Annotated in this window: 4 protein-coding genes; 3 read left to right on the plus strand and 1 reads right to left on the minus strand. The window is 49.9% G+C overall.

Going from position 1 to position 7,959, the window contains the following annotated elements; translation table 11 throughout:
• Positions 1-94 precede the first annotated feature (94 nt).
• Entirely contained in the window at positions 95-1,849 is a 1,755-nt protein-coding gene (locus tag TK45_RS16115; protein WP_165490812.1) for a cyanophycinase, read from the minus strand.
• 407 nt (positions 1,850-2,256) lie between these two features.
• Between TK45_RS16115 and TK45_RS16120 the strand changes: the two genes are divergently transcribed.
• From TK45_RS16120 to iadA, 3 genes are all read left to right on the plus strand, one after another.
• Positions 2,257-5,172, plus strand: coding sequence for a TonB-dependent receptor domain-containing protein (locus TK45_RS16120; RefSeq protein WP_131259869.1), 2,916 nt, complete (start codon positions 2,257-2,259; stop codon positions 5,170-5,172).
• Positions 5,173-5,244: 72 nt separating this feature from the next.
• Positions 5,245-6,732, plus strand: a complete 1,488-nt coding sequence (yfcC, locus tag TK45_RS16125) for a putative basic amino acid antiporter YfcC (protein WP_131259870.1) — start codon at positions 5,245-5,247, stop codon at positions 6,730-6,732.
• A 2-nt stretch (positions 6,733-6,734) separates the two neighbouring features.
• Entirely contained in the window at positions 6,735-7,904 is a 1,170-nt protein-coding gene (iadA, locus tag TK45_RS16130; protein WP_217350849.1) for a beta-aspartyl-peptidase, read from the plus strand.
• Positions 7,905-7,959 lie beyond the last annotated feature (55 nt).

Genomic DNA, 7,959 nt, shown 5'->3' on the forward strand with positions numbered 1-7,959 from the left:
AGGCTCGACGGTGGCATTAGCTAAAAAGACATTTAACTCAAGCTGGCCTGATCCTCGATGCATTTAAATAGTTCTGGCGGCCAGCCGGATTGATTTAGTTTTCTATGCCAAACGCCATATTGGTATAGCTACAACGACCGGAAACGCTGTCACTAATAAATTGACTCTGTTCAGTAGGCTTAATGACAAAGGCCAGCGTTTCCAGTTGCCAGCGCTGTGGACTCGGATTGTTGCAGGCAAGGCTGATGGTTTGCCGCCATTTGCCCTGTTCAGCGAGGGAACCGGCAAGAGAAACATTGTTTGACCGCAGACTGAACAAAAGGTCGTCATTATGGTAGGTCATCTGGTCACCGTGATTCAGGTAATGACTCAAGGCAACGACCTGGCGTTTATTGTTTTGCAGTTTATAAATACTGTCCCGGCTATCCACGACAAATACACCGCCCTGCCCAATTACCGCCATATTGGCTGTATTCGCCTGTTGTTGCACCAATAACGCAGTGGCTTCATCAATGCCAAAGCCGAATCGGGTTCCGGTATATGCCGCCAGCAGTGCGAGTCTGCCTTCGCGATCGCGCTCGGAGAAGTGAGTATCCAGAATGCCCAGATTAAACATGCCAGTGCCACCGGAAGCCTGATAGGTTAAATCACCACCCAACAGGCCATTGCCACAGTCCTGCTGCAGGCCACAATCTTGTGCCGGCGCGGCGGTGGCAAACGGACCGCGGGAAAAGGCTATACCCGTCTGACCATTGCTCAACATAGGCACCGGACGTTGTGTAAAAACGCCACCAGCTTGCACCGCTGTACCAGCGCTGGTACCGCCAACCACTAACTCACCCTGCTCAAAACGTTGGCGGATGATTGCCAATTCTGCGCTGTCGCTGCCGTCTGGTTTGGTCATCGCGGCCAGTGTCAGACTTTGATCGCCGCCGTTAAAAAAGACTCCCTGCACTTCGCGCAGAACCTGTTGGAGTTTTTCAGGTTGCTGGCACCAGTTCCGTTGCAGTGCAGTGAGCAACGGATAAATCCGTTCGCGATCAAATAATCCATGATTCGAATGTAATTCAGCTAACTTCTCGCAACCGGCAAAACCCAAATCCTGCATGGCTCTGGCTTGCTGAAAGGCAGGATCCAACGGTAACCAAATAACATTGGCTCCTGCTTGTTCAAACAGCCCCTGATAAAAATCAGCAGATTCAAACGGATCACGGCTGGACGCCGTCACCACGGCAATCAAGGGTGACTTGCTTTTTGCGGATTTGGCACGTGCCATGGCAGCAAACTGATTAACGATAAAATAGGCATGCCGATTTTTGTTTTGGGCTAAATCGACCTTTTCCTGCAAACGCGCACCTTGGGCATCCAACTGGGCAAATTCGACAAAATCCAGCATGGCCTGAAATAAGTCTGCCGGCATTTGGGCGTAAAAGTTGGCGCCATTTAAGGCTGCCGTATTGACGCGGGAAAAGGCTGCTTTTAACTGGTGTTTGGTTAGCACCTGATCCCGCACGTCTGCATAAATATGCTGAAATACGGATAAAAAATTCTGCTTATAAACGCTGCTTTGACGCAAAAATGGTGCCGATGCTTGTAACGCGGCAAGTCTTTCGGGGGTAACTTTGTACAATAATTGCGACTTTTCCTGCGATGAAAACGATGGATTCAGACAATGATGACGACTCATACTTGTGCAAGTTTGCAGGCCGCCGCCAATCAACATCAGGTTATAATGCTGAGGATTCACATTCGCAGAATCACTTATTTTAGCGTCAATTTCTTGTGATTTAACTGCATTTTGTTGAAAGATGACGACCACTAAAAAAACGGCCAATGTGCTTATTCGCATAGCTAATGGATCCAGGTTGACGTGTACAAATATCTGTTGACAGTTTTTTACGCTACGGTTAAAAGTAAATCAGTGTCAATCGTCAATGCGTCAAACATGCGGCTTGCAAATATGCATGAATATTGAATAGATTGGTGAATCTGATGCTGCCTAATATTGTTTAATTCAATCAGAGTAACGATGCTGAAAAAAGCGGCCAACCTGGCCAGTTATTACTACAAGAGTTTTTATTTGTCGGAGTGGTTCGACGAATAAGCCCTGCCTGTCATTTATCGCCTGAATGCTGATCTCAGCACCGGGTGACTTTTCGCTATTTGCTTAAAACAACAACGATCATCATCCCCCGACACTCCGTGCGTGATTGGAGCTATTCAGGGCGTTGATGTCAGCAATGACAGGATTTGAATATGAAAATGACAAAATTAAGTGCAGCTATTGTTCTGAGTCTGGGTATTGTCCCCAGTGTTTCCCTGGCCCAGCAGGCAGAGCAAGCCGCCAAGGACGTTGAACGGATCGAAATTACCGGTTCACACATCAAAGGTGTGGATTTGGAAGGTTCTCAGTCGTTGACAGTGATCAGCGCCGAAGATATTAAAAAATCCGGTGCCACCACAGTTTTTGAATTGATGAGCACATTGACCCAGATCCGCGGGGGTGAAGGCTCGTTTTCCACTTCACAAAGCGGTGCGACCTCCACCTCGACCCCAGCTGGACAGGCAGCCGCATCACTGCGTGGATTAGGCCCGGCGTCTACCTTGACCCTGATAAACGGGCGTCGCATCGCGGCCAGCTCGTTTGCTTCCGGCACGCAAAACTTCGTTGATATCAACAGTATTCCATTGGCTGCTATTGAACGAGTCGAAGTACTCGCCAATGGCGCATCGGCGACTTACGGTGCGGATGCGGTGGCAGGGGTTATCAACTACATCCTGAAAAAAGATTACCAGGGAGCTGCGTTAAATGCGGTGTATGGCAACAGCACAGCCAGTAGCGATGAAGGCAGCTTGAGTCTGAATTTCATTTGGGGTGACAAGGTGGCGGGCGGCAACTTGATGCTGTTCGCCGATTATTACGATCGCAATGCTTTCCGGGCGACTGATCGTGCCTATACACGTGATCCGGTGCTGCAAAGCAGCTATTCCTATTTGTCCAAAACCCCAAATATTTACTATTACTCGGCGCGCGGCGGAAATGAAATCGCCAGCCCCGATTGTGCGACGCCATTGGTAACCACTGAATATGGCGAACAAATCTGTGCCTATTATGGCAATCAGGATGATTGGCTGGAAACACCACTGCAAAGCCAGTCAGCCGGATTTACCTATAACAAACAATTCGGTGATCTGGTCTGGAAAACAGATTTCTTCCTCTCGCGCAATAAGTCCACCTCCTATTCAACGCCTGCGCCTATCAATCAGATTGATGATTCAGAAGGGCCATTTGCAAATGAATCGGCATTGGATATCTACCCGGATGGGATCCGCGATGAATTGCTGGATAACCTGTATCTGGATCCTTTTGATACCCCGGCTGGTCGCACCTTGTATGGCTTTCAGTTTGACGCGCGTTTTAGCACACCACGCACAATCGAAATACAAACCGATGCACTGCGTTTGGTATCGGGTTTGTCTGGCGCCCTGGATGACTGGGATTGGGAATCGGCGGTAACTTTGTCCAAATCTGAGTCGGATCAGGTTGCAGTTGGTGGAGTTTACAATCGCTACAAATATCACGCTGCGATTGCCGGTGAACTGTGTTCTGACGGCAACATCGCTAATTACGATAGTGACACCGATAGCCTGAGTTGTAGCGGCGGCTCTTTGCTGGGTATGTACAACCCGTTTTTGATGGGTGATGCGGACAATGAATCGATTTTGGCTACCGCTCAGGAGATGCCAACGCGCACTGGCCAAAGCACGGTTTATGGCTGGGATTTGCGTTTTACTGGTGACCTGATGAATTTCAATGACGATATCATTCGTTCCGCGTTTGGAATGGAAGTTCGTCGAGAAGAAATTACCGATGTGCCGTCTCTCAATGCGCAGGCCCGTTTTGATAACGCCTACCTGGTGGACGTAATGGGCTTCGGTTCCAGCTTATCTGAGGCAGACCGTACCCAGTGGGGTGCCTTTGCCGAGCTATACGTCCCCCTGACAGCGCAGTTAGAGATGCAGTTGGCAGGTCGTTATGATCGCTACAGCGATTTTGGCGGCACCTTTAATCCCAAAGTAGCAATCAGCTATCGCCCCCATGAAGATTTGGTGTTGCGGGCATCATGGGCGACCTCTTTCCGTGCACCATCCTTGACCCAGGCCGGGGTTAAATTGCGTACTACAACCGCCTCGTTTGACTGCTCGGCCAATCAGGCGGTTGCTGATTTGTACTGTGAGGGATATGGAGATCTACGCGGCAACAACGTTTTGGAATTGGGTAACCCGAATTTGCAGGCCGAAGAGTCAGAATCAGTCAGCGTTGGGTTTGGCTATAGTCCGACAGCCAATACCAGCATTACACTGGATTACTGGCGTTTTGATCACGAAAAGCTGGTGGATACCGATATGACCGCCATGCTGGATCGTGCCATTACCGATGCGTCAGTGCGTCATTGTGGCTTAGTGCCGGACGGAGAAATTGGAATTTCCTATGATCCTGATATGTGTGACGTAACCGACAGTCAGGGTCTGACACTGGAAGACCAGGGCGCTAACCTGAGCGAGATCCTGGACGCCTGGGTTGACTATGCTGATCCGCGCTATGCGGAACTGGATCTGTATCGCGACCACGTGTTAGTGCTGGACAATACCGGTACCCAAACGGTATCGGGTGTGGATCTGCGCTTTGACCATCGTCAGCAGTTTGCCAGTGGAACACTGAGCATAAAGCTGGATGCAACCCACTACATTAGTTTTGAACGCAATAAACCCGGTTCGGATGCTATCGAAGAACTGGCCGGTAGCTGGCGTTACCCGCAAAATATTGCCACCGCCAGCGTATTCTGGGATGAGAGCAATTGGTATGCGGGTCTGACCGCTTATTATGCCAGTGCCTATCAGGATGATATCGATCGCCTGCGTGGTCGCGAGTTGGATGAGTTGGATGCAATCGGCGCATTGGACGGCGAGGGTCAACGGGAAGTAGCCGCCTGGACCACCGTCAGAGCATCTCTGGGTTACTTTTTTGATAAAGCCAGCATCAATCTGACTATCGATAACCTGTTTGATCGTGAGCCTCCATTGGCTTATGGTTCAGCGCGGGGCTTCGACTCTATAAACCATAATGCATACGGCACCACCTACAAGGTGTCTGTGAGTTATCAATTCTGATGAATCTGTAGCCCGACGTTAGTCGGGCATGTATGACAAGGAGCGGCAGGTAAACTGCCGCTGCATTTATTCATGAAGCAAACACAACAAGCCAAACCTGACCTGTCCAGTCGCATGCCAGATGCGTTTGTCATTCTGTTTTTTGTGATGGTCCTGGCAGCACTGCTGACGCACCTGATACCTGCCGGGCAATTCGAACTAAACGCAACAAATGATGAGCAAACTGCACAGGCGTTAATAAATCCGGATAGTTTCCGCTATGCCGATTCAACTGCACAGGGTGGCGTGCCGCTTTTTGCAGAAGGTGGCGGCTATGGTTTTTTAAACTACGCATTTGAAGGCATGGTATCCGGCGATAAATGGGGCTCCGCAGTGGGCGTCATGATGTTCATCCTGATCGTCGGTGGCGCTTTTGGCATCATTATGCAAAGTGGTGCCATCAATAATGGCATACTGGCATTGATCAACCGCAGCAAAGGCGAACCCAATTGGATCTTGCCGCTGATGTTTTTGCTGTTTTCATTAGGCGGCGCAGTGTTCGGCATGGGTGAAGAGGCTATCGCTTTTTGCATAGTGCTGACCCCGCTGGTCGTAGCGCTGGGGTATAACACGGTGACCGCGGTTTTAATTACCTATATAGCCACACAAATTGGTTTCGCCACGTCATGGATGAATCCATTTAGCGTGGCCATAGCACAGGGCATTGCCGGGGTACCGCTGATGTCCGGCAGTGGGTTGAGAATGATCCTGTGGGGAATATTCACCTTATCCGGCATTGTCTTTACCCTACGTTATGCCGCAAAAGTGAAAGCCGCTCCCAACACTAGTATCAGTTTTAAGGCGGATGAATATTTTCGTAGTCGCCAGCAACAAGCGGCACATGGCCAGTTTGAACGCATCGATATTTGTATTCTGTTAGTATTGCTGGCTGGCATTGGCTGGGTGTTATGGGGGGTGACGTTCCGTCAGTATTATATTCCTGAAATTGCCAGCCAGTTTTTCAGTATCGGCATTGCGATCGCATTTATCTGCATATTGTTCGGGCGCATGCAGGTCAACGAAGCTTCACAGGCGTTTCAGCAAGGCGCTAAAGATTTATTGCCAGCGGCATTAATAGTGGGGATGGCTAAAGGCATCGTGTTAATATTGGGCGGTGATGATCCCACCATGCCCTCTGTGCTCAATACACTATTGCATTGGGTCGGTGATGGCATGGCAGACCTGCACCAGTCCACTTCTGCGTTTTTTATGCTGACTTTCCAGGCGATATTTAATTTTTTTATCGCATCCGGATCGGGTCAGGCGGCACTGACAATGCCACTTATGTCCCCTCTGTCTGATTTGGTGGGCGTATCGCGGCAAATTGCGGTGCTGGCCTTTCAGTTAGGCGATGGCCTGACTAATATCATCATCCCTACTTCCGCGTCGTTAATCGGATGTCTGGGTGTTGCCCGTATCGATTGGTCTGACTGGGCCAGATTTATTTGGTTACCTACCCTAGTGCTTTATGCCATGGCGTCAGTGGCTGTTATTGTTTCAGTATTTATAGGCTATCAATGAGTGTGTTGAAATTGATTCGCGGTGCACGAGTTTACGCACCGCAGGATTTAGGTGTGCAGGACGTGCTGCTTGGCGACCAACGGGTGCTGGCCATTGCGCCGGAAATTAATTTATCCGCAGAATGGGTCGAGCATGTTCAGGCCGAGGGTATGCTGTTGTTGCCGGGATTGGTTGATAGTCTGGTGCATATCGGCGGTGGTGGTGGCGAGGGCGGCTTTCACACCCGTACCCCACAAATGACACTGACTGATGCAACATTAGGCGGTGTCACTACCGTTATTGGTGCGCTGGGCACTGACGCAGTAACCCGCACTTTGCCGGATTTGCTCGCCAAGGCTCATGCGTTGGAAGCCGAAGGTATCACTGCATATTGCTACACCGGCTCCTACCAGATCCCTGTTCGCACTCTAATGGGTAATGTGACCGACGACATAACCTTGATTGATAAATTTATCGGTGTCGGTGAAGTGGCTATAGCAGATCACCGTTCGTCGCAACCCAACGCTGCCGAACTGGCGAGAATCGCTGCCGATGCAAGAGTGGCCGGTATGTTGGCCGGTAAAGCGGGTATCGTGAGCATTCATGTGGGCGACCATCCGGATAAACTTGATTTATTGCACCAGGTGGTAGCTGAATCAGCCATCCCTGCAACGCAGTATTATCCTACCCATATGAATCGCAATAGCGAACTGATGCAGGCAGGTCTGGCCTGGGCCAAATTGGGTGGCTATCTGGATGTGACGACCAGTACTAATGCCCAGTTTATTGCCGAAGGTGAGATTCCGGCAGCTCAAGCTCTGGCCTATTATCTGCAGCAGGGCGTACCAGTAAGTCAATTAACCATGAGTTCCGATGGCAACGCCAGTTTACCGGTGTTTGACCCTAATGGGCAATTGGTTGGGCTGGAAGTTGGTAGGGTCACCAGTTTGTATGAAGCATTTTGCGAAGCCGTACAACAGCACGATGTCTCGATTGTCGACGCGCTGCATTCAGTTACACTATCGCCAGCCACTATTTTAAAACTGCCACACAAAGGGCGAATAGCAGTCGGAGCAGATGCGGATTTGGTGTTAGTTGAAGCATCAAATTTGCGTATTTCGAAGGTTTTTGCCAAAGGCCGTGAAATGGTTAGCGACGGTCAGCCTATTGTGAAAGGGACCTTTGCAACATAATTCGCCGCCAGTTTGTCTGCGTGATTATGACGATAAGATAATGGAGCAACATGGA

The sequence above is a fragment of the Bowmanella sp. JS7-9 genome (assembly GCF_004329715.1).
Lineage (GTDB): Bacteria > Pseudomonadota > Gammaproteobacteria > Enterobacterales > Alteromonadaceae > Pseudobowmanella > Pseudobowmanella zhangzhouensis.

Excerpts from the sequence above, each read along its gene's own strand:
- TK45_RS16115 (WP_165490812.1), bottom strand. The coding sequence starts at position 1,849 with ATGCGAATAAGCACATTGGCCGTTTTTTTAGTGGTCGTCATCTTTCAA.
- TK45_RS16120 (WP_131259869.1), top strand. The coding sequence starts at position 2,257 with ATGAAAATGACAAAATTAAGTGCAGCTATTGTTCTGAGTCTGGGTATT.
- yfcC (WP_131259870.1), top strand. The coding sequence starts at position 5,245 with ATGAAGCAAACACAACAAGCCAAACCTGACCTGTCCAGTCGCATGCCA.